The sequence below is a fragment of the Streptomyces sp. NBC_00286 genome (genome assembly GCF_036173125.1).
Classification (GTDB): Bacteria; Actinomycetota; Actinomycetes; order Streptomycetales; family Streptomycetaceae; genus Streptomyces.
This window is the reverse complement of sequence record NZ_CP108054.1, coordinates 9,248,046-9,269,488: the sequence shown is the minus strand read 5'-3', so window position 1 is coordinate 9,269,488 and position 21,443 is coordinate 9,248,046. Positions and strand designations below refer to the sequence as shown.

Annotated in this window: 19 protein-coding genes and 1 pseudogene; 11 read left to right on the top strand and 9 right to left on the bottom strand. The window is 69.9% G+C overall.

All coding sequences use genetic code 11. The annotated features are described in order from the left end of the window. Positions 1-192 precede the first annotated feature (192 nt). From OHT21_RS41780 to OHT21_RS41770, 3 genes are all read left to right on the top strand, one after another. On the top strand, positions 193-339 hold the full coding sequence (locus OHT21_RS41780) for a hypothetical protein (RefSeq protein ID WP_328773447.1): 147 nt from the start codon (positions 193-195) through the stop codon (positions 337-339). Between the two features lie 121 nt (positions 340-460). Continuing rightward, positions 461-1,099 carry a response regulator transcription factor gene (locus OHT21_RS41775; protein WP_328774426.1) on the top strand — a complete coding sequence of 213 codons (639 nt, stop codon included), beginning with the start codon at positions 461-463 and terminating at the stop codon, positions 1,097-1,099. A gap of 244 nt (positions 1,100-1,343) precedes the next feature. Then, positions 1,344-2,153 carry an SAM-dependent methyltransferase gene (locus tag OHT21_RS41770; RefSeq protein ID WP_328773446.1) on the top strand — a complete coding sequence of 270 codons (810 nt, stop codon included), beginning with the start codon at positions 1,344-1,346 and terminating at the stop codon, positions 2,151-2,153. 68 nt (positions 2,154-2,221) lie between these two features. Here OHT21_RS41770 and OHT21_RS41765 read toward each other — a convergent pair whose 3' ends face one another. Beyond that, the gene (locus OHT21_RS41765; RefSeq protein ID WP_328773445.1) at positions 2,222-3,205 is read right to left on the bottom strand and encodes an aldo/keto reductase; all 984 of its coding nucleotides are present in this window, start codon (positions 3,203-3,205) and stop codon (positions 2,222-2,224) included. 99 nt (positions 3,206-3,304) lie between these two features. After that, the gene (locus OHT21_RS41760; RefSeq protein ID WP_443050698.1) at positions 3,305-3,472 is read right to left on the bottom strand and encodes an AraC family transcriptional regulator; all 168 of its coding nucleotides are present in this window, start codon (positions 3,470-3,472) and stop codon (positions 3,305-3,307) included. A gap of 298 nt (positions 3,473-3,770) precedes the next feature. Here OHT21_RS41760 and OHT21_RS41755 point away from each other — a divergent pair, with 298 nt between their 5' ends. The 5 genes and pseudogenes from OHT21_RS41755 (at position 3,771) to OHT21_RS41735 (ending at position 7,165) form a co-directional block, all read left to right on the top strand. After that, positions 3,771-5,150, top strand: coding sequence for a TrkH family potassium uptake protein (locus tag OHT21_RS41755; RefSeq protein WP_328773443.1), 1,380 nt, complete (start codon positions 3,771-3,773; stop codon positions 5,148-5,150). Continuing rightward, on the top strand, positions 5,143-5,883 hold the full coding sequence (locus OHT21_RS41750; RefSeq protein WP_328773442.1) for a potassium channel family protein: 741 nt from the start codon (positions 5,143-5,145) through the stop codon (positions 5,881-5,883). The genes OHT21_RS41755 and OHT21_RS41750 overlap by 8 nt, the downstream gene beginning before the upstream one ends. Before the next feature lie 150 nt (positions 5,884-6,033). Further along, entirely contained in the window at positions 6,034-6,447 is a 414-nt protein-coding gene (locus OHT21_RS41745) for a hypothetical protein (RefSeq protein WP_328773441.1), read from the top strand. Between the two features lie 138 nt (positions 6,448-6,585). Then, a pseudogene (locus OHT21_RS41740) lies at positions 6,586-6,777 on the top strand (hypothetical protein); the annotation flags it as partial. Between the two features lie 121 nt (positions 6,778-6,898). Then, a complete protein-coding gene (locus OHT21_RS41735; RefSeq protein ID WP_328773440.1) occupies positions 6,899-7,165 on the top strand; it encodes a DUF1876 domain-containing protein in 267 nt (88 codons plus the stop codon). 6 nt (positions 7,166-7,171) lie between these two features. On the opposite strand, the gene OHT21_RS41730 is transcribed toward OHT21_RS41735, so the two are convergent. Both OHT21_RS41730 and OHT21_RS41725 read right to left on the bottom strand, forming a co-directional pair. Then, the gene (locus tag OHT21_RS41730) at positions 7,172-8,419 is read right to left on the bottom strand and encodes a serine hydrolase domain-containing protein (protein WP_328773439.1); all 1,248 of its coding nucleotides are present in this window, start codon (positions 8,417-8,419) and stop codon (positions 7,172-7,174) included. A gap of 111 nt (positions 8,420-8,530) precedes the next feature. After that, a complete protein-coding gene (locus tag OHT21_RS41725; RefSeq protein WP_328773438.1) occupies positions 8,531-11,428 on the bottom strand; it encodes a SpoIIE family protein phosphatase in 2,898 nt (965 codons plus the stop codon). A gap of 264 nt (positions 11,429-11,692) precedes the next feature. Between OHT21_RS41725 and OHT21_RS41720 the strand changes: the two genes are divergently transcribed. Further along, entirely contained in the window at positions 11,693-12,067 is a 375-nt protein-coding gene (locus OHT21_RS41720; protein ID WP_328773437.1) for a nuclear transport factor 2 family protein, read from the top strand. A 21-nt stretch (positions 12,068-12,088) separates the two neighbouring features. Here the strand turns inward: OHT21_RS41720 and OHT21_RS41715 are convergent, their stop codons facing one another. After that, positions 12,089-12,760, bottom strand: a complete 672-nt coding sequence (locus OHT21_RS41715) for a TetR/AcrR family transcriptional regulator (RefSeq protein WP_328773436.1) — start codon at positions 12,758-12,760, stop codon at positions 12,089-12,091. A 171-nt stretch (positions 12,761-12,931) separates the two neighbouring features. On the opposite strand from OHT21_RS41715, the gene OHT21_RS41710 reads away from it, so the two are divergent. Then, the gene (locus OHT21_RS41710) at positions 12,932-14,203 is read left to right on the top strand and encodes a YncE family protein (protein WP_328773435.1); all 1,272 of its coding nucleotides are present in this window, start codon (positions 12,932-12,934) and stop codon (positions 14,201-14,203) included. A 153-nt stretch (positions 14,204-14,356) separates the two neighbouring features. On the opposite strand, the gene OHT21_RS41705 is transcribed toward OHT21_RS41710, so the two are convergent. Together OHT21_RS41705 and OHT21_RS41700 are read right to left on the bottom strand one after the other, a co-directional pair. Then, complete coding sequence (locus OHT21_RS41705) at positions 14,357-16,240, bottom strand: endoglycosylceramidase (protein WP_443050565.1); 1,884 nt, start codon at positions 16,238-16,240, stop codon at positions 14,357-14,359. Positions 16,241-16,542: 302 nt separating this feature from the next. Then, entirely contained in the window at positions 16,543-17,712 is a 1,170-nt protein-coding gene (locus OHT21_RS41700; protein WP_328773433.1) for an RNA-guided endonuclease InsQ/TnpB family protein, read from the bottom strand. Between the two features lie 247 nt (positions 17,713-17,959). On the opposite strand from OHT21_RS41700, the gene OHT21_RS41695 reads away from it, so the two are divergent. After that, positions 17,960-18,142: a hypothetical protein gene (locus OHT21_RS41695; RefSeq protein ID WP_328773432.1), complete on the top strand. Its 183-nt coding sequence runs from the start codon at positions 17,960-17,962 to the stop codon at positions 18,140-18,142. A 112-nt stretch (positions 18,143-18,254) separates the two neighbouring features. Here OHT21_RS41695 and OHT21_RS41690 read toward each other — a convergent pair whose 3' ends face one another. Together OHT21_RS41690 and OHT21_RS41685 are read right to left on the bottom strand one after the other, a co-directional pair. Further along, the gene (locus tag OHT21_RS41690) at positions 18,255-18,797 is read right to left on the bottom strand and encodes a metallophosphoesterase family protein (RefSeq protein ID WP_328773431.1); all 543 of its coding nucleotides are present in this window, start codon (positions 18,795-18,797) and stop codon (positions 18,255-18,257) included. Between the two features lie 37 nt (positions 18,798-18,834). Beyond that, positions 18,835-21,330: a SpoIIE family protein phosphatase gene (locus OHT21_RS41685; RefSeq protein WP_328773430.1), complete on the bottom strand. Its 2,496-nt coding sequence runs from the start codon at positions 21,328-21,330 to the stop codon at positions 18,835-18,837. Between the last annotated feature and the right edge of the window lie 113 nt (positions 21,331-21,443).

The following is a 21,443-nucleotide window of genomic DNA, read 5'->3' as shown; positions in this document are numbered from 1 at the left end:
CCCTGCGGGCAGGGCTGGGTGCACGGAACGCCAGGGGTGCGGCGAGCTTCAGTTCGCTCGACTTTATCAGACGACAAAGTCGGAGGATCGAGTCCGTTGACACGCAGCTGTCGTGAGATGGGGCACCCATGGCGTGATCGCCTGCTGCACAGAGGAGCAATGCGCGGGCGTTGCGCGGGAAAACACAGTGAGATGCCCGCCTCTGACGTCGCGCAGCGTCAGGCGCGGCTGCTCGGCAGCGTGCAGGACAGGCTCGTCGCAGGTGACACGCAGTCGGCCGCCAGTGCACTGCGGCAACTGGCGGCCGGATACGAGGAGTTGGGTGCCGCGCTGGTGTGATTCCTTGGCGTGGCTACACCAGGAAGAGCAGTTCGACGGCGACGAGTACGTCTATGACGCCGCATCAAGCAGCCCCGGCCGCCCCGGCCCGCTCGACCAACTCCGCGAAGGGGACGGCGTGATGATTCGGCTGTTGCTCGCCGACGATGAGGAGCTCCTCAGGAGTGCCCTGGCCGCCCTGCTTGCACTGGAGGGCGACCTCGACGTGGTCGCCGAGGCGGCCACGTCCACCGATGCGGTACGGCTGGCCCATGAGCACCGCCCCGACCTCGCCGTACTCGACCTCGAGATGCCGCCCACCGACGGCCTGCGTGCCGCCGAAGAGATCCGGGCCGCCGAACTGCCCACCCGGATCGTGCTGGTCACCCGGCACGCGCGGCCAGCGGTGTTGCGCCGGGCCCTGACCGTCGGCGTACGGGGCTTCGTGCCGAAGACGACACCAGCGGCGCGGCTGTCGGAGATCATCCGCGATATCGCCGCCGGACGTCGCTATGTCGACCCCGACATCGCCGCCTCCGCGCTGACCGAGGACGACTGCCCGCTCACCGATCGCGAACTGGCGGTCCTCCGCGCCGCCCGTACCGGCGCCTCGGTCGTTGAAATCGCCGCCGAGGTCCATCTGGCTCCGGGCACGGTCCGCAACCTCTCCGCCGCCATGTCCAAGCTGGGAGCCCCCACCCTCCCCCACGCTCGGCTTCGCTCGCGCGGGGGGACCCCCATCGCCGCGGCCCACCACGCCTGGCAACAGGGTTGGATTTGAGACCGCTCCCCACAGGCCATGGAGTGGGGAGGCTGTTGCGCAGAATTGTGACACTCGACCCCCCAAGTGTCACAATTCTGCGCAACAGCCTCCCCACCCCGGCCCCTCCCGCCCTGACGGCCGCTCACTTCGTCAAAAGCCGTACGATGCGGCCGAGTTCGCCTGCCAAGACGTGCGCGGAAAGCGGATCATTCGAGTAGGTTTGTGTCCGGTTACCGAACACCGATGTGCAGGAGGCATTTTCGTGTCCGATCAAGACCCCCAGCTCGCCGCCGCTGCCGAGATACGTGCCCGGATCGACACGACCAAGCCGCACTCCGCGCGTTTCTGGAACTACTTCGTGGGCGGCAAGGACAACTACGAGGTGGACCGCGAGATCGGGGACCAGATCAAGGAGATCTTCCCCGGCCTTGTGGACGTGGCGCGCACGAGCCGCCAGTTCCTCGGGCGCGCCGTCCGGCACCTGGCCGGCGAACAGGGCGTCCGGCAGTTCCTCGACATCGGCACCGGCCTACCGACCGCCGACAACACCCACGAGGTGGCCCAGCGCGTGGCCCCGGACGCCAGGATCGTGTACGTCGACAACGACCCCATGGTCCTCGCCCACGCCCGCGCCCTGCTCACCAGCACACCCGAGGGCGAAACGGCGTACATCGACGCCGACTTCTACCAGCCCGAGGAGATCCTCAAGACGGCGGCGAGCACGCTGGACCTCTCGCAGCCCGTCGCCCTGATGATCCTCAACACCCTGGGCCATGTGGCCGATTACGACCAGGCACGGGATCTCGTCTCGCGCCTCATGGCCGGTCTGCCGTCCGGCAGTTATCTGGTCATCAGCGACAGCACCGCCACCAGCGAGGGCATGATCGCCGCGTCGAACGCGTACAACGAGAGCGGCGCCGTTCCGTACTACGTACGCAGCGTGGAGGAGATCGCCGGGTTCTTCGACGGTCTGGAACTGGCCGAACCCGGCGTCGTTCCGGTCACCGAGTGGCGCCCGGAATCCGAGGCCTCGACGGTGGACGCCTACGGCGCGGTGGGCCGCAAGCCGTAGCCATCGCCGGTACGGCTGCCGGGGCGGTCAGCCAGTGAGGAGACTCCTGCTGACCGCCCTTTCTGCCGCTACCAGCGGTGGTGGACCTGGGCCCGGATGCTGCGGTCGTACAACTCCCGTACGGCGTCGAGCGTCGCGTCCGGAAGCGGCGCCAGCGCGGCGGCCTCCGCGTTCGCGCGGGCCTGCTCGGGAGAGCGGGCGCCGGGGATGACCGAGGTCACGCCGGGCTGCTGGATGATCCAGCGGAGCGCGGTCTGCGCGGGCGTCGCCCCCGCCGGCGCGAGGGCCGAGAACTCCGCGGCCGCTTCGAGCCCGGACTCGTAGTCGACACCGGAGAACGTCTCGCCCTGGTCGAAGGACTCGCCGTGCCGGTTGTACGTGCGGTGGTCGTCGGCGGGGAAGACGGTGTCCTTGGTGTACTTGCCGGACAGCAGGCCGGAGGCCAGCGGCACGCGCGCGATGATGCCGACTCCCGCCTCGGCGGCGGCCGGGAGCACCGCCTCAAGCGGCTTGAGCCGGAAGGCGTTGAAGATGATCTGGACGCTGGCCGTGCCGGGTCGAGCGATCGCGGTCAGCGCCTCCTCACAGGTCTCCACGCTGACGCCGTACGCGGCGATGCGCTGCTCCTCGACGAGGGTGTCCAGGGCGTCGAAGACCGCGTCGGAGGAGAACACGGGGGTCGGCGGGCAGTGCAGTTGCACGAGATCGAGGGTGTCCACACCCAGGTTCGTACGCGAACGGTCGGTCCAGGCACGGAAGTTGTCGAGGGTGTAGTTCTCCGGCTCCTGCGCCATGCGGCGGCCCATCTTCGTGGCGACGAAGAGATCCGCGTCCGGGCGTTCACGCAGATAGCGGCCGATGAGCTGCTCGCTGCGCCCGTCGCCGTACACATCGGCGGTGTCGAAGAAGGTCACGCCGCTGTCGACGGCGGCGTCCAGCACGGCGAGCGCGTCCTCCTCCTTGACCTCGCCCCAGTCGGCACCCAGCTGCCAGGTGCCGAGGCCGACGACGGAGACCTGCTGGTTGATCCTGCCGATTTCCCGCTGTTCCATGGTGTCTCTTTCAGTGGTGCCCGTGTGACTTCAGTGCAAGGACCCCTTAAGCATCGGGCCTGGGAAGATGGCCCGTCCAACAGAAGAAGCCGCACGCATTCATGAGCCGGCCTTCTCAATGAGTCCCGCGTCCGCAGCGCGCGGCTGAGGCCCGGCCGCGGGACCGGCCGTGCGGTAGGCGTGCGGCGCGACGCCGGTCACCCTGCGGAAGACCCGGCTGAAGTACGCCCGGTCGGTGAAACCCACCGCCCGGGCCACGCTCTGGATGCTGTCCTCGCTGCCGCGCCACTACTAGCAGCAGAACGGGGCACGGCGGACGCCCTGTCCGGCACCGCCGCTCACCGCGACGCTCCCTAGGAACGGTTTGGAGAGCTGATGTACGCGTACGTGAGTGAGCCGCGCGACTGGCTGTGCACGATGCTAGGGCGACCGTTGTGGACGATGACGGCGGCTGTGTGGACTATTGCGCGCAGCGGAGAAGTAAGGTGTGCGGTCGGGATCTTGACCAGCCTTTGACGAGCGCTTGACGCCGGCGATACGGGGTCGTACGGGGAAGGAACGGTCGGTGGCGGGACTGCTGACGCGGGTGCGCTCGTGGTCGTCGCTGCTCGCGGCGCATCCCGCGCGTGCGGTCGTGGTGGCGTTCGCCGTCGTGGTGCTGGGCGGCGCGGTGCTGCTGACGCTGCCCGTCGCCACCGAGGACGGTTCCGCCACGGGCTTCGTGGCGGCGTTGTTCACGTCCACCTCCGCGGTCTGCGTCACCGGTCTGGCGGTGGTCGACACGGGAACGTACTGGAGCGGCTTCGGAGAGGGCGTGATCCTCGCGCTGATCCAGGTCGGCGGCTTCGGGATCATGACGATGGCCTCGCTGCTGGCGCTGCTGGTCTCGGGCCGGCTGCGCCTGCGGCTGCAGCTGACGGCGCAGGCCGAGACGAAGAGCCTCGGCATCGGGGACGTACGCCGGGTGCTGATCGGCGTCGCCGGTACGACCCTGATCGTCGAGCTCGCGGTGAGCGCCGTCCTCGCGCTGCGTTTCCGCTACGGGTACGGCAACGGCATCGGCGAGGCGGCGTACCTGGGCTACTTCCATGCCGTGTCGGCGTTCAACAACGCCGGGTTCGGGCTGCACGCCGACAGCCTCACCCGCTATGCGCAGGACGCCTGGGTCACGCTGCCGATCGCCGTCGCCGTGATCCTGGGCGGCATCGGCTTCCCCGTCATGCTGGAGCTGCTGCGCCACCGCAACCGGCGCCGGACGACCGGGCGCCGCAACTGGACGCTGCACACCAGGCTGACGCTGATCATGACCGCTGTCCTGCTGCTCACGGGGACCGTACTGACGTGTCTGCTGGAGTGGACCAACCCGGGGACGCTCGGCCCGCAGGGAGTGGGGCACAAGATCCTCAACGGCTTCTTCCACTCGGCCATGTCGCGCACCGCCGGGTTCAACTCGCTCGACATCAGCGCCCTGCACGCCTCGACGCTGCTGATGACCTGCGTACTGATGTTCATCGGCGGCGGCAGCGCCGGAACCGCGGGCGGCATCAAGGTCACGACCTTCGCCGTCCTGTTCGCCGCGATCGTCGCCGAGGTGCGCGGCGAGAGTCACTCCGTGGTGCTGGGCCGCCGGCTGGCCCCGCAGGTGCTGCGCCAGGCACTGACCGTGGCGCTGCTGGGCATCGGCCTGGTCATCGCCTCCACGCTCGCCCTGCTCGCGATGACCGAGGAGCGTCTGGAGGCGGTGCTGTTCGAAGTCGTGTCCGCCTTCGCCACGGTGGGCCTGTCCACCGGCATCACCGCCGATCTGCCGACGACCGGTCAACTGCTGCTGATCGGCCTGATGTTCGTCGGCCGCCTCGGCCCCATCACCCTCGTCTCGGCCCTCGCCCTGCGCGAGCGCACCCGCCGCTACGAACTGCCCGAGGAGCGACCCGTCATTGGTTAACCACCTGCACTCTCTGCGTGAGCGGCGCCGCAAGCGCCGCGCCGAGTCCCCCGCCCGCGCCGGCGCCGGCGCCGGCGCCGGCGCCGACCAGCGTGTCGCCGTCATCGGCCTGGGGCGCTTCGGATCCTCACTGGCCGGCGAGCTGATGCGGCGCGGCTGGGACGTCCTCGGCATCGACACCAATGCCCGGCTGGTGCAGAAGTACAGCGACGGCCTCACCCATGCCGCCGTCGCCGACTGCACGGACCCCGAAGCGCTGCATCAGCTCGGTGTCCACGAGTTCACCAGTGCCGTCGTCGCCATCGGTACGGACATCGAGGCGAGCATCCTGGTCAGCTCGAATCTGCTGGAGGCCGAGGTGCCCAATCTGTGGGCCAAGGCCATCAGCCGCCAGCACGGTCAGATCCTGGAGCGCCTCGGTGTGCACCATGTGGTCCTGCCGGAGCACGAGATGGGCGAGCGCGTCGCCCACCTGGTCACCGGCCGGATGCTGGACTTCATCGAGTTCGACGACGACTACGCCCTGGTGAAGACCATCGCCCCTCAGGTCGCCACCGGCATGCCGCTCGGCGAGAGCCAGGTCCGCGCCAGGTACGGCGTCACGGTCGTCGGCATCAAGAGGCCCGGCGAGGGTTTCACGTACGCCACTGCCGACACCGTCGTGCAGAAGGGCGACGTCCTCATCGTCACCGGCAAGACCCACGCGGTGGAGTCCTTCGCCGAACTGAGCTGAGGCGGACGGCGCTCGGTGTACGTAACTCGTCAACGAGCCGTACGGGACCCATCAAGCCTTGCCCGAGGCGGTCGCCAAACGCGGCCGGGTCGTGCCTTGCTAGGGGACAGCGGCAACCGGGTAGTACGGCGATGAGTGAGGGGAACGGTCATGGTGGAGTGGCACCCGCTGCGGACCCCCGTGGTCAGACCCGTGCCCGAGCCGGTGTCGACCGGCTTCGTGTGGATGGCGGCCTTCGCGGGATCCTGTCTCCTGGTGGCCGTGCTCGGTGCCGTCGGCGGACTGTCCAGCCCGACACTGGCGCTGGGGGCATTGTGCGGGCTCGCGCTGCTGCTCGGGCTGCCCGCTCGCTTCCGCGCGGCGCCCGGGATCGCCCTCGTGTGCTGGCTGTTCCTCAACCACTTCGCCATCGTGCCGCGCGGTGAACTCAGCTGGGACGGGCACCTCGACGCCGTCCGGCTCGTTCTGCTGTTGGCCGCCGCGTTCCTCGGCACGGTCCTCGCGCGGATCGTGCACGCCCGCGGCGCCCACCATCGCGTCACGCCGGGGCGGGAGCGACAATGAACAGTGCGGCGACCGAGCGGGAGACACGAGCCGATCGTGCGGGCACGTGACCTGGCAGTGGAGTACGAGACGGTCGGTCTGGACACCGACGCGCTGGAGGCGGCACGGCTGATGGCCCAGCACCGGCTGCCCGCGCTCCTGGGGGCCGACCTGGGCGGCAACGCCACCGCGATCGGTGCCTCCGCCAACGTCGTCGTCCTGGGCATCGCGGAACGCAACCGCCAGCCCATCACCTTCTGGCAGTTCACCAAGTACGGCCTGATCGTCACGGCGGTCACCGTGGCGTTCGCCCTCGCCTATGTGTGGCTGCGGTACTTCGCCCTCGCCTGACGTACGTGTGCCCGTCGTAGGCGGCGTACGCCGATGCTGCCGGGCCCCGACGCATACGGCCCTGGGATCCGGGCACTCGTCGCCACTGCACGGAACTCCGGCGGGCGAAGGGGTGAGCACCATGGCACACCTCAACTGGCATATCGACCTGGACATCGACCGGTCCGACACCGAGAGCGAGGCGACGGCGACCCTGCGGTTGCCGGACACCACGCGGATGACGACCCACGGTCACGCGAAGCGCAATCCCAGCGACCCGGAACAGGCCCAGGTCGGCGAGGAACTGGCCGCGGCCAGGGCACTCAACGACATGGCCCGACGTCTGCTCCGCAAGGCCGCCCACGAGATCGAGGACGCGACCCACGCACCGGCGCATCCGCACCCGTGACGCGGGCTACTGACCTGGTCGGCCGCAGACCGCGCCGTCTATCAGCTTGATGGTGGTCTTGGCCTGCTCTATGAAGCGTTTCTCGTCGCCGAAGCGGGTGGTGAAGACGGCCGCTGCGGCCGAGGCCTTTCCGTCCGGGGTGACGGCGGACTCGGAGACGGTGCCGAAGGACGTACCGCCGTGGTTCCAGACCCCCTTGGGGCAGCCCTTGACCGGGCGCCAGGCGATGCCGAGCCCGTAGCGCGTCTTGTCGCCCAACTCGTCGGGCGCCGGGACAGTGGTGCGCATCTGCGCCAGCTGCTCCGCAGGCAGCAGCCGGCCGCTCATGAGGGCGCGCAGGAAGGTGTTCATGTCTTCGGTGGTGCTGATGACGGCACCGTCCGCGCCGCCCTCCACGGCCAGCGTGGTGTCGGTGAGGTCGTCGCGGCCGGGGAACTGGAGGTACGCGGTGGCGGTGGGCCTGGGGACGTAGGGCGAGGTGCCGGGGGTGAGGGTGTGGCGCAGCTTCAGCGGCGCGATGACGCGCTCGTGGACTTCCTGCTCCCAGCGGTGACCGGTGGCCTTCTCGATGATCATCCCGGCCAGTACGTAGTTGGTGTTGGAGTACGCCCAGCGGGTCTCGGACCCCGGGTCATCGGCGTCCGGCAGCCAGCCGGGCTTGCGCGTCATGGCCATCGCGACTTGTTCCTCGGCGGTGCGCACCTTGAAGCGCTGCTCGCGATAGCGCTCGGGCGTCAGCTCGGCCGGGTCCCCGAAGAGGATGTCGGTGTAGTCGACGAGCCCGCTGGTGTGCTGCAGCAGATTGCGGATGGTGATGCGGCTGCCGTCGTTGCCGTTGCCGGTGACCACTTTGGGCAGCCACTTGTCGACGGTGTCGTCCAGGCTCAGCTTGCCCTCGGCGACCAGTTGGAGGGCGACGACGGCCACGAAGGTCTTGGTGTCGCTGCCGATCCGGTAGTAGGCGTCGTACGGCACGGGCCCGCCCCGCTCCAGATCAGCGACGCCCGATCTGACCGACATGTCCCGGCCGGTGGCGTCCCGCGCCCTGGCCACCAGTCCGGTGGCGCCGGTGTCCCGGACCGCGTCCGCGTCCCGCTGGAACCGGCCGCGTGAGATCTCTTCGCTGTCGGCGCCCAGGGCTCCGGCGCCGGAGCCGAGCAAGGTGGTCGCCCCGATCGCCCCCACCCCGGCCACCGCCAGCGCCACCCTCACCCATGCCGACCGACTGAACCGCTCACGTGTCTGCGTACCCATGCGTCAGACGTTACGGAGCGTCAACTCCTCGGCCCATCCGGTCAGCCGCAAAGTTCGCAGTGGTGCCAACCCCAGTACCTGAGTGCGGACTTCCCCAGCCCGACCCGATCCTCACAGCGGTTGCGGCAGTGGCTGTTCGGTCCAGATGATCTTGCCATTGGAGGTATAGCGGGTTCCCCAGCGTTCGGTGAGCTGGGCGACGAGGAAGAGGCCGCGTCCGCCCTCGTCCTCGGTCCTGGCGCGGCGCAGCCGGGGCGAGGTGCTGCTGGTGTCGGAGACCTCGCAGATCAGCGCGCGGTCGCGGAGGAGTCGTAGCTGGACGGGGCCGGTGGCGTGGCGGATGGCGTTGGTGACGAGTTCGCTGGCGATGAGTTCGGTGCTGAAGGCCAGTTCGTCCAGGCCCCAGGCGGTCAGCTGCTCGGTGACCGCCGCGCGGGAGCGGGAGACGACCGCCGGGTCGCTGGGCAGCTCCCACTGGGCGACCTGCTCGGGGCCCATCGCTTTCGTACGGGCGACGAGCAGGGCCACGTCATCGCTCGGCCTGCTCGGGAGCAGGGCATCGAGGACCGCCTCGCAGGTGTCCTCCGGGGCGCGATCGGCCTGGGCCAGGACGGTGCGGAGGGTGTCCAGGCCGGCGTCGATGTCCCGGTGCCGGTCCTCGATCAAACCGTCGGTGTAGAGCACCAGTTGGCTGCCTTCGGCCAGTTCCAGCTCGACGGTCTCGAAGGGCATCCCGCCGAGACCGAGCGGCGGCCCCGAGGGCAGGTCGACGAAGTCCACAGTGCCGTCAGGTCCGACGACCGCGGGAACCGGGTGCCCGGCGCGGGTGAGGGTGCAGCGCCGGGACACCGGGTCGTAGACGGCGTACAGACAGGTGGCGCCGACGATGCCGGCGTCCGGCTGGGCGTTCTCCACGGCCCAGCCCTCGCCCCGGTCGAGCCGTCCGACCAGGTCGTCGAGGTGGGTGAGGAGTTCGTCGGGCGCCAGGTCCAGGGCGCAGAAGTTGTGCACGGCGGTACGCAGCCGGCCCATGGTGGCGGCGGCGTGCAGCCCGTGGCCGACGACATCGCCGACGACCAGCGCGACCCGGGCGCCGGACAGCGGAATGGCGTCGAACCAGTCGCCGCCCACCCCGGCCTGCGCGGGCAGATAGCGGTAGGCGACATCGACGGCGTTCTGCTCGGAACGGCCCCGGGGCAGCAGACTGCGCTGCAGGGCGAGAGCGGTGTTGTGCTCCCGGGTGTAGCGGCGGGCGTTGTCGATGCAGATCGCCGCGCGGCCGACCAGCTCCTGGGCCAGGTAGAGGTCGTCGTCCTCGAAGGGGGTTGGCTTCTCGCAGCGGTAGAAGCTGACCACGCCGAGGGTAGTGCCGCGGGCCCGCAGCGGCACGGTGATCAGTGAGTGGATGCCCGCCTCCAGCACCCGCTCGATCCGCGGCGGGTCCTGGGCGATCCAGCCGCCGGCCTCGGCCAGTACGGGTTCGAGTACGGACTGCCTGCTCTCCAGGCAGCGCGCCTGCGGTGTGGAGGGCACGTACCGGACCGAGTCCCCGACGCCGTACAGATGCGACTCGTCATGCACGGCGCCCAGAGCGATCCGGCGCAGCGCGCTGTCCCCGCCCAGCGGTTCCGGCTCCTCGCCGCGCAGTACGCATTCCGGCAGATCTACGGCGGTGAAGTCGGCGAACCGGGGAACGGTCACCTCCGCCAGTTCCTCCGCGGTGCGGGTGACGTCCAGGGTGGTGCCGATCCGGACACCGGCGTCATGCAGCAACTCCAGCCGCCTGCGGGCGAGTACGGCCAGCCGGCCGACCCCGAGCTCACCGACGAGCAGCGGCCAGCCGTCGGCACCGTCCGCGCCGCCGTTCCCGTCCGTTGCGGCCGGGCTTCCGGGTTCCGGCCCCACCGTGACGGGCTTCTGCGGCACGGCGACAGGCATGACGAACGGGTGCGTTCCGACTGGCGACGGCACCCGGGAAGGGACGGGCACGTCCGGAGCGGTCACCGGCTCTGTGCCGGCCGACGTGGCCTGCGCCTCGAGTGCGGGATAACGCAGCCGGGGGCCGCCGAGCAGCCGGGCCTCGACGACCACGCCCGTCTCACCCGCCGCTCCCCTGACCTCACGACGCAGCAGGGTGGCGATCCGCCCCCCGGACAGAGGCACCTCGTCGAGTGTGCGGCTCGGCGAGGCGATGAGTGCCTCGGCCTTCTCCCGCAGCACGGCCAGGTCGACCGGGCGGAGGTCGCCACCGTCGTGGCCAGTTCCGTGCCCGGAGGTCCCGTGCCCCGAGGGCGCGTGCCCGGGCCGCCCGAGCCAGCCGCCCGCGCCGCCCGTGCCGTGGGATGCCCGCCGGTACGCGGCGAGCAGCGCCCGCTCCCTTGCCGTTGCCTGCTCCAGCAGCCGCGCCTCTATGTCGCGGGCGGCTTCCCGGACCAGCCGCACCATGCCGGGGTCGCCGTTGTCCCGCAGGCAGGTGATGTCGAGGACGGCCTCGATGCGTCCGCTGAGCGGGTCCCGCACGGGCGCGCCCGCGCAGGCGAACGGCTGCAGGCAGTCGGCGAAGTGCTCGCGCCCGACCACGTAGCAGGGGCTGCGTTCCGCCAGGGCGGTGCCGACGCCGTTGGTGCCCGCGGTCTGCTCGGAGGCGTCGAAACCGGGCGCGAAGCTCACCGCGTCGAGCCGTTCACGCAGGTGCCGGTCACCGCCGAGGCGCTGGACCATACGGGCCTGTGCGTCACAGAGGGCGACCGTCATGCCGACCTGCGCGAGCGCCGCGGTCAGGTCCATGAGCACCGGGCCGGCCGCGCGCAGGAACCGTTCCTCCAGCGCCAGATCGGGCGCGTACGGGACCACGAGTCGGTGCGGCTCCACCCCCGCGGACCGGCATCGCTTCCAGGAGTCGAGTACCGGGCTCCGGACGTCCGAGTCGACCCGCACACCGGCCATGAACCGCTCGTGGGCATCGACGAGCCCGCCGATGTCGTCCCAGGTGACGGTCAACGGGATCACTTCCTCACCTGGAGGCGGCCCCGTCGCGCACCGCCACTCGGCCCGCCGCCGCGGGGAGTCCTCCAAGTGCTTTCACCCTAGACCTTTTGCGATACAAGTCACAAATTTGTGCGAATACACGGGCCGATTCCGCTGCGTCAAACGGGGCCTGCGGCTCCGTTTGCTGGCGCCTTCGAGCAGGAGGAGCCTCATAGAGAGAGGCCGCTCACGGCCCGCTCCCCGCCGGGCCCCGGTCTTCGACGACGGTCCACCAGGAGGTTCATCATGGGCACAGCCGCAGCCCCCGGCTTCGACACCGAAACCCTGCGCCAGGCCATCGAGGGCCAGAACGCGCAGGCACTCCTTTCGCTGTACGCCGACGACGCCGAGCTCCGCGTCGTCGACCGAAACACCCAGCCCAGCCACCCGAAGGTCATGCACGGTCGCGACCAGATCAGCGAGATGCTCAACGACATCTTCAGCCGCGACATGACCCACAAGGTGGAGCAGTGCGTCGTCCAGGGCGACCACCTCGCGTACACGGAGTCGTGCCAGTACCCCGACGGCGTCAAGGTCTTCGCCAGCTCGATGGTGGAGCTGCGGAACGGCAAGATCGTCGAGCAGACGCTGCTCCAGGAATGGGACGACGAGGGTCAGTAAGCGCTCCGCCGACGGCCCGGGTCACTTCTCCTCCGACCCGGGCCCTCTCCATCCCACCGGCTGCAGCACACCCAGAAGCATCTGCACGAGTTCATCGACGACCTCGTCGAGCGTCGCGTCGACCCAGCCCGAACTCCAGTCGTGCAGCAGGCCGTTGACACTGCCGATGAAAGCCGCGGCGGCGACCCGGTAGTCACGGGACGCCGCCTCGCCGCGTTCAGCGGCGGCTTCGGCCTCGGCGCAGATGAAGTCGATCCAGCGGGAGCGACGGGCCAGCCGCTGCCGTTCGAGACGGGGACTGACGCCGATGATCTCGACGAACGCGATCCGCAGGCGCCGCGGATCGCCGGTGACATCGGCGGCGTAGGAGCGGAAGGCCGCGCCGGCGCGCTCGACGATCGGCCGGCCGTCCGCCTCGGCGAGTCCGGCCAGGGCGGCTTCCTCGGCCCAGTCGTTGACCTGGAGGTGGAGGGCGGCGAGCACGTCCTCCAAGTTGCGGAACTCCTCGTAGAACTGACGCGTCGACAGCCCGGCGGCCTCACTCAGCGCAGCGACAGTCGTGCCGCGGTAGCCGTGGCTGTCGCCGAAGAGCCGTAACCCGGCGTCCAGAAAACGTCGACGCCGCTCGGCCTGCCGCTCCTGGGCGGACTTGCCGCCATAACGCCCGGTCGGCGCCTTGAGCCTGCCCGTCACTGGAGCCTCCTCGGTTTCACGTGTCACACAGGTGACCAATTTTGTCGCCTTCGACGTCTTGTGTAGAGCGGCATCGACTCCTTACTTTCCAGTAAGTAACTCTGAACGTCCGCGTCTTCAGACTCCCCCTCCCGCAGCCCTTGTCATGCGCCCAACATCCAGGAGAAGTCCATGACCGCCTTCAAAGCCCGGCACGTCGGCTCCGTCGCAGCCGCCCTCGCCCTGACCGTCGCCGGGTCGGCGGCGGCCACGGCCGAAACTCAGGACGCCTCCAGCAGCGCCAGGAACGCCGCCGCTGACCTGCGCGAGGTGATGTTCGTCGGCAACAACTGGGACGGCACCGCCGACGTCATCAAGCCCGGCGGCGACCTCGCGAAGATCGGCCGGATCAACGTCATCCCGGACAAGGAGGAGCGGATCGCGGAGATCAACGCCGACCCGATCAAGTGGATCTACTTCACGGCCATCCGCAACGGCGTCGGCGAGGGCCATGACCAGTACGTCGACGACATGTACTCCACGCCGGACGGCTCGGCCATGGTGGTCTCCCGGCCCAGCTTCGCCGATGTCGTGTCGATCGACCTCGCCACCGGGAAGATCAACTGGCGCTTCCCCGTGTCGGGTTACCGTTCCGACCACATGGCGGTCTCCCCCGACGGCAAGCGCGTCGCCGTGTCGGCCTCGATCTCCAACACCGTGCACGTCCTCGACATCGTCACCGGCAAGCAGGTCGGCTCCTTCAAGACCGGCGACAAGCCGCACGAGAACGTCTTCACCGAGGACGGCAAGCACTTGTGGAACATGTCCATCGGGGACGTGAACACCGCGACCGACGCCCACTGGCTGGACTGGACGAAGGGCGACCGCAAGATCACCGTCGTCGACGCGAACACGTACGAGCAGGTCAAGGTCATCGACATGCGTGAGCGGCTCGACGCCTTCGGCCGCAAGGACCTGTCCGACGCCGTACGTCCCGTCTCCTTCACCCCGGACGAGTCGAAGCTCTACTTCCAGGTGTCGTTCTTCAACGGCTTCGTCGAGTACGACGTGGCGAGCGACAAGATCACCCGGGTGAAGACGCTGCCCAAGAACCCGTCGACCAGCGAGGACCGTACGACCTGGGTCAACGACTCGCGCCACCACGGCATGTCGATGAGCCCCAAGGGCGACAAGCTGTGCATCGCCGGGACGATGGACGACTACGCGACCATCGTCGACCGCGACTCCCTCCAGGAGGGCCCGCTCGTCACCGCCTCGAAGCCCTACTGGGCCACGGTGAGCGGTGACGGCAAGTCCTGCGTCATCTCCGAGAGCGGCTCCGACCGGGTCACCTCCATCGACTTCGCCACGGGCAAGAAGACGGCATCGGTGGAGGTCGGCGACCACCCTCAGCGCGTACGCCTGGCGAAGGTGCCGACGGACTGGACGGGCCCGTCCGCGTAAGCGCTCCGCTGGTTGGGCAGTTCGAAGCTGCGGGTCCGTCGTGGCTGGTCGCGCCCACGCGGCGGAGCCGCACATTTGATACAGCCCCGCGCCCCTAAGAGGCCTGCGGCCTCTCTAGGGGCGCGGTACCGCACTGGACCTCAGCAGACCCGTTTAACCTGCCTTCGAAGCAGCCCAGTTGGCCAGTTCCGTCCGTGCAGCCTTCAGCAGCTCCGCGGACGGGGCCTTCGCGCCATTGGTGACCAGGGCGTAGTGCGTGCCCGAGTCGGGGGCCGTCAGGAGCAGTCGACGGCTGCCCGTGCCGCCCGGCTCGTCGGCCACCGCGATCGGGGTGGTCTTCGTGTACGAGGGCGGGGTCGCCGTCGTACCGAGGTCCGAGACCACCGTGGTGGAGGACGTCGGGAAGGACGCGGGCAGGTGCAGTTCGGTGGGCGCCGAGCTGCCGTCGGAGCGCCACATGTGCAGGGCGTACTGGCCCGAGCCCACGAGTTCCTTCACCCGCGGAAGCGAGTCCGGCACCGGGTTCCACGTCAGCGTCTTCGAACCGTCACGCGAACGGTCCTCGTAGGTGAACGCGACCGTGCTGCCAGCGGTGGCCGTCGGGTAGACGCGGTCGAGGAGCCGGGCGTCCTGGCGCAGTACGGCCTTGCCGGAGTCGTCGAGGCGTACGGCGGACAGGTCCTCGTCGTTCCAGGCGTCGCCGTGGGTGAGGACCTTGTCGGGGTTGCCGTTCATCGGCTCCTTGTGGCGGCCGTTGTAGATGTCCCACTGCCACTGCGAACCGGAGAGCACCGAACCGGAGTCGGTCGGGTTGGACCACCAACTCGCCCCCGGCACCCGGGAGTCGAGAGCCTGGTACATGCCCTTGAGGACGGTCGGGGCCTTGTCGGAGACCAGCCCCGCCAGCGGATGGCCGAACTCACTGACAATCCCGGCCGTACCCGCCACCGAGGCACGGTCACGCACCATGGCGAAGTCCTTGCTGTACTGGCCGTCGCCCGCCTTGCCCGGCATGAAGATGCCGGAGATGGCCTTCTGGTCGTAGAAGTGGGTGTTGAAGACGTAGTCCGGGCCGAGTTTGCCCGCGTCGAGGAGGCCGCCTTCCTGCTTCTGGAAGTCGAGGTTGGCGTTCCAGAAGAGGTTCGGCTCCACGAAGGCCGGCTTGTCCTGCCAGCCGGCCGCGTCCATCCGGGCGCGGAACTTCTCGTAGAACGGCCACAGGACGTCCTTCTCCCACGCCCGGCTTGTCTGCCCGGAGCCCAGCGTGCCCGGGTGCGGTTCGTTGTACGGGTCGAAGCCGATGACGCCCGCGAACTGGGCGTCGGTCAGGTTCTGTTCGACGTACGCCATCGTCTTCTGGGCGGTCGTGAGGAAGGCGTCCTGGAGCCCGTACTTGTTGTGCCAGAAGTCGTGGGTCGCCTGAGTCACGGCCTTGTTCTGGGTGATGTTCTGGCCCCAGAAGGGACAGATCCCGCAGTACTCGTCCGGGTAATTCCCCGCTTCTACGGCCCACTTGGGGGCTCCGTCGCCGGTGTACCAGCTGTCCGCGTCGAAGAGGTGGCGCGAGTACAGGTCCTGGTGGAAGTCCGGGTACACCCTGATCCCGGCGTCGAGGAAGGCGCGCATCTGGCCGGTGGCGGCGGCGAGATACTCGGCGCTGACCTTGCCGCGTTCGGGTTCGGCGTACGCCCAGGAGAGCAGGAAGCGGACCGAGTTGCCGCCGCCCAGTGCCCGGAGCGCGGTCGCGGACTTCTTGGCGTCGGCGACCGATGCGAAGGGCAGGCCGTTGTTCTCCGCCAGTTTCGTCTCACCGGAGACGTTGTAGCCGCGGAGCACCACCTCGCGGCCGAGGCCGTCGGTGAAGCGGCCGTTCTTGACCGTGAGGGTGGACGCGGCGGCTCCGTCGAACCAGAGGTCGTCGGGCAGTGCGGTGGCGCGCTGGGCGCCCGCCGTGGTCAGCAGGCCGGTGAGCAGCACGAACGCGCCGAGCACAGGCATACGCAATCGGAGCATGTCCGTCATCTTTGACATGCCCATTACGTTCGCAGCGCTCTACTGGCCACGTCAACACATCTGACTCCAGAGTAAGTACCCAATTTACTCGCGAGTAAGTGACCTTCCCCTCAAGGGCAGTTCGCCGTCACGCGCCGACACGTCGGGTCACGTTGAGTAGGCACTCCTTGCGGTCCAGCGGGTTGTGATCGGTGCGCGGTACTCGGGGAACGGGCCCCGGGCGACCGGTGCGTAGCGTCATGTCCCGTCCACTGCCCAGGGCTGATGTCCCGGGCTTGCTGCTCGGGTCATCACTGGCGGTGATGAGGCCCGGCTGCGTCCAGCTCTCACGCGGCGAGGGTGAGGGCAGGGGCCTGTGACTCGGCCCCGCGGACCCACGCCATCCAGCCGCGATCGGCGATGTTGTGGGACGCGTTCAGGTCGGCGTGCTCAACGAAGCCGCAGGACCTGCAGGTGAAGACGGCCTGGGAGGGCCGGTTGCGTTTGTCGATGTGGTGGCACCGGGAGCATTCCCGGCTGGTGTTCGCCGGGTCGACGTACACCAGCGGGACGCCGGCGCGCTGGGCCTTGTAGGTGATGAAGGTGCCGAGCTGGCGGAAGGACCAGGAGTGCAGCGTGACGCGTTGGGGCTTGCGTAGCCGTGCCCGCTCGCGGATGCCCGTGAGGTCTTCCAGGGCGATCCCGCGCGCGGTGCGTTCAGCCTCCGCCACGATGCTCTTGCTGATCTTGTGGTTGATGTCCCGGGCCCGGCGGGCTTCCTTGCCCGCGTGCTTCCTCGCCCGCCGCTTGGCGGACTTGGTGTTCTTCTTCTGCAGCTTGGAGCGCAGCTTGCGGTCCGCCTCCCGGCGCTGGTTCATGCGTCGTCCGCAGTGGCGTGTGCCGGTGGAGGTGGAGGCGATGTTCACGATCCCCAGGTCCACGCCGAGGAACCCCGCCGGGTGGGCGTTCGCCATGGCCTCGGGAATGTCGCAGGTCGCGATCAGATACCACTGGCCGTCTCGGCGCAGCAGGTCCGACTCACCCTTGCGGTGCGCGGCCAGGACGGCGAGCTGGCCGCCCTGGCCGGTGAAGGCGAGGTTCTTCATGCGGCCGGTCGTGGTCCAGATCGACACCGTGCGCTCGGGTATCTGCCAGGACAGGCAGCGGTCGTCGTAGGGCTGGGCCGCGTCCTTGCGGAAGGTGATCGGTTTGCCGGTGGCCTTGGTGTGCCGCTTCGAGCCGGGCTTGCCGAGGTTCCCGGCCTTCAGGTTCGCCTTCAGCGTGGTGTAGGCGTCGGCGACCTTGCGCAGCACGTGCAGGGCGGGCTGCGCGGACAGACCCCGCGCCTTCAGCTCGCCGTAGGCCATCGCCTGCAGCCGGGCCCGGGAGGTCACCTGGTGCTCGTACGCCAGGGCGGACAGCCAGTTGGCCGCCTCGTTACAGGCATGCAGAGTCGCCTCAAGTGCCGACGCCTGTTCCGGCGTCGGCAGCAGCTTCACTCGCACCACCAGCTTCACAACCCCGGACCGTAGTACGACAACCACACACACGACCGCCGTTCACTCACAGGTCACCACCATCAGCGACCTATGGGACAGTTGTTCGCATGCTACGGCTCCGCCGGGCAGCCGTGAGAGAACCCGCGCGCCGGCCCCGACGCGATGTGGCATGCCCTGGAGGGCAATCTCTGCCGGTGCACCGGCTATCAGTCGTGCGCGCGGTGCTCGACGCCTCCGGGCAAGAAGACGGGCAGGAGGTGTCGGCATGACCGACCAGATCACCGAACGGGACGGCGGCACGGCCGTCTCCGTCCGGACCGACCTGAAGGTGACCGGACGCCCGGCCCAGTTCGGTCGCGGCGTCCGGCCGAAGTGGGCGACAGGCTGGTCGGCCAGTTCGCGACGTGCCTGTCCGAGCAACTGGACCCAGCCACCGCGCCCGAGGTGAGCCCACGCCCGCCGAGCCGATCGATCTCGTACGGACGGCGGGGCCTCGCTCGCCAAACGCGCCGTGACCGCGGCGGCGGCCGTCACGGTGGTACTCGGCGTGCTGGGGCGGCTCAGGGGCCGTCGCGGGAGTCGGCGCTGAGCGCTTCGTGATGACGGGGCGGCAGCCGGTGCAGCGTCACGTCGGTCAGCCGGCCGCCGTCGACGAGCGCGGTCATGTACGTGCAGTGCGGCTGGCGTCGGCGGTCCGTGGGTGAGCCGGGGTTGAGCAGGCGCAGGCCGCTCGGTGCCGTGGTGTCCCAGGGGATGTGGCTGTGGCCGAAGACAAGGACGTCGAGGTCGGGGTAGCGGGCGGCGCAGCGGCGTTCGCGGCCCGCAGCGGCGCCGGTTTCGTGGACGACGCCGAGGTGCAGGCCGTCCAGTTCGGCGCGGGCCACTTCGGGCAGGCGCGCTCTGAGCTCGGGGCCGTCGTTGTTGCCGTAGACGCCGATCAGCCGCCGCGACCGGCTCTCCAGGAGGTCGAGGGTGGCTGCGTCCACCCAGTCGCCGGCGTGGATCACGACGTCGGCGCGCGGGAGTTCGGCGAGGAGCGGTGCCGGGAGTTCCTTGGCGCGCTTGGGGAGGTGGGTGTCGGACGTCAGCAGGAGGCGGAGCACGCCTGAAAGCCTAGGGCGGATCGAGGTGGCGTACCGCTCAGCTCAGGGCGATCTCGCACCAGACCTGTTTGCCCCCGCTCACCGGCACCGTGCCCCACGCCGCCGACAGGGCCTCGACCAGGAGGATGCCCCGGCCGCCGGTGGCTTCCCAGCCGATGCTGCTGGGTTTGATGGGGGTGCGGGGGGAGATGTCGGCGACCGCTACGCGGAAGCGGTTGTTGATGAGGGTGAGGTCCAGCCGGACCTGGCCGTCGGTGTGGACGAGGGCGTTGGTGACGAGTTCGGAGACGACCAGGAGGATGGCGTCGGTCTGCTGGGTGACGCCCCAGGCGCGCAGCGTGCGCTTGGTGAAGCGGCGGGCGTGGCCTACGGCCTGGGGAACGCGCCATACCGTCCACGACTCGCGCTCGGGGCGCAGCGCCATGCCGTCGTAGCGCATGAGCAACAGGGCTACGTCGTCGGAGCGGTTGGCGTACGTGAGCAGGGCGTCGGCCACGAGGCCGAGGTGGGCGGGGTCGGAGGCCGCCATCTGGTCGGCCATGCGGCGCAGGCCGTCCTCGAGGTCGAGTTCGGCGGACTCGACGAGACCGTCCGTGGTCAGGGCCAGCAGCGCGCCCGGCCGCAGCGGTATCTCGGTCATCGGGAACTCGGCCTGGGTGACGACGCCGAGCGGGGGTCCGCCCTCCGTAACCACGATCTCGGTGCTGCCGTCGGGGTGGCGCAGGACCGGAGGCAGATGTCCGGCCCGTACGCACCAGGCGATGCCCTCCTCCATGTCGACGTCGACGTAGGCGCAGGTGGCGAAGAGGTCGGTCTCCATGTCCATGAGGAGCCGGTTGGCGTGCGAGACCACCACGTCCGGGGGGTGCCCTTCGACGGCGTACGCGCGCAGGGCGGTGCGCATCTGGCCCATGAGGGTGGCGGCTCCGGCGTTGTGGCCCTGGACGTCGCCGATGACGAGGGCGACATGGTTGTCGGGCAGCGGGATCACGTCGTACCAGTCGCCGCCGACCTCCAGGCCCGCGGTGGTGGGCAGATAACGGGCGACGGCGACCCCGCCGGGCAGGGTGGGCAGCCGGCGCGGAAGCAGCGTGCGCTGCAGCGTGCCGACGAGTTCGTGTTCGGCGTCGAAGGCGTGGGCGCGCATCAGGGCCTGGCCGGCGAGCCCGGCGGAGGCGGTGAGCAGGGCGCGTTCGTCGGGGCCGAAGTCGTGCGGGGCGTCCCAGCCGATCAGGCAGGCGCCGGCCATGCGTCCGCCGGCCGGCAGCGGCAGGACGGCGAGGCCGCCGGGGCCGACGTCGGCGAGCGCGGGTTCGAGTGGTGTCCCGGCGGGCCAGATCGCGGCGCGGCCCTCGCGCAGGGCGGCGGCCAGGGTCGGCATGGTGCGTATGGGCGCGTCGGGCCATTCCGAGCGCCATTCGGTGCGCCACACCTCGGGCCAGGCTTCTGGTTCGGGCGGGTCGAGGACGGTGACGACGAGCCGGTCGCCCTCGAGTTCGGCCAGTGCGATCCGGTCGGCCTGCAGCGGCTCGCGCAGGGCGGTGACGACGGCCTGGCTGACGTCGCGGACGGTGCCGGCGGAGGCTAGGGCGGCGGCGAGGCGCTGGACGCGGGCCACCTCGTTGACGCCGGGCCGCAGTTTCGAGGCGTCCGCGACGGTGCCCACGAGCCGGTCCGGCTGCCCGTCGCCCCCGGGCAGCAGCCGTCCGCGCAGCCTGAGCCACTTCTGCTCCCCGGTGGGCCGGCGGATGCGGAACTCCAACTCGCGGTCGCCGATGGACATATGGTCCGCCTCGACCACGGACATCAGCGAGGGCAGGTCCTCCGGCACGGTCATGCCCAGCAGCGTCTCGACCTTGCCGTCGAACTCCTCGCGCCCGATGCCGAACAGCTCCAGCGTCTCGTCGTCGACCTCGACCCGCCCGGTGTCCATGGCCAGGCTGAATGAGCTGCGGGGCAGCAGGTCCTCTGCCGCCAGTGCGTCCTCGGGCGCGGGCCGGGACTGCTCCGGGCAGACCATGGCCTCGGCGAGCAGCCCGAGACAGTGGCGGTCCTCGGTGTCGAAGCCGTCGGAGCTGTCGGTCACGGCGAGCAGACAGCCGCCGCCGTGCGGGCCCGTGGGCAGGGGCAGGGCGGCCAGCGAGTAGTCCCCCGCGGACGTCCGCGGGGTGTCGGGTCCTGCGGCGACTTCCTCCGGGCCGAGCCAGAGCGGCTGTCCCAGGCGGTACGACTCCGCCGCGGGCGAGTTGCCGGTCAGCGGGTAGCTGTCGCGCAGCCCGTACAGGGAGAGCGGTACGCCCGCCGACTCGAGCAGGGTGAGCCGGTCGCCCTCCCCGGCCGCGTCGCCGTTCCTGGGGGCGTCGCCGTCCCCGGGCGCGTAGACGGCGGCGACGACCGCGCCGCTGAAGACCAGGACCAGCTCGATGACACCGCGTAGCCGCTCCGGGGAGCCGCGGTCGGCGTTGAGGGTCTTGAGGGCAAGTTCGGCACGCAGCGTTCGTGTTCTGCGTCCCGCAGCGCCGTCACTGACCACGTCCGCAATTACAGCGCGTCCGGGACGCATGCGCAGCCCCTACGGCGGTACGTGATCGGCGGTCACTGTGGGTGCTCCCTGTGCGCGAACCCCGTACAAGAGAGAGCCTTGAC